This window comes from Hymenobacter glacialis, assembly GCF_001816165.1.
In the GTDB taxonomy this organism is placed as follows: Bacteria; Bacteroidota; Bacteroidia; order Cytophagales; family Hymenobacteraceae; genus Hymenobacter; species Hymenobacter glacialis.
Map to the genome: position 1 here is coordinate 1 of NZ_MDZC01000004.1, position 422 is coordinate 422.

General features: G+C 62.1%; 1 protein-coding gene. It reads right to left on the reverse strand.

Features of this window, described 5'->3' with window-relative positions; all coding sequences use genetic code 11:
- Nucleotides 1-214 precede the first annotated feature (214 nt).
- A partial coding sequence (locus BEN48_RS19320) for a hypothetical protein (protein WP_206599798.1) occupies nt 215-422 on the reverse strand: 208 nt, incomplete at its 5' end.

Genomic DNA, 422 nt, shown 5'->3' on the forward strand with positions numbered 1-422 from the left:
GAGTTCAGCGAATGATAAGCCAGCCACGGACCCGCACCCAGCACTGCCAGCAGCCCCAGCCCCAGCCAAAAACGGCGGCGCACTACCAAGGTCAGCAGCCCTTCCACCAGCAGCATCACATAGAACGCCAGCAAACCGGTACGGTAGGCCAGCACGTGAAGCGCCAGCACGGTTAATCCGGTTGCCAGCCCCAGCGCTATCCGCCCCCAGCGGATCAGGTCGGGGAGTCCGACTGAGCCGGAAGCCAAAAAAAAGCGGCCAGCGCCAGCATTAGGCCGAAATGGATGTGGAAAATGCGGGTAATTTCTACCCGCTGCCGTACTGAGTTCAGCGAATGATAAGCCAGCCACGGACCCGCACCCAGCACTGCCAGCAGCCCCAGCCCCAGCCAAAAACGGCGGCGCACTACCAAGGTCAGCAGC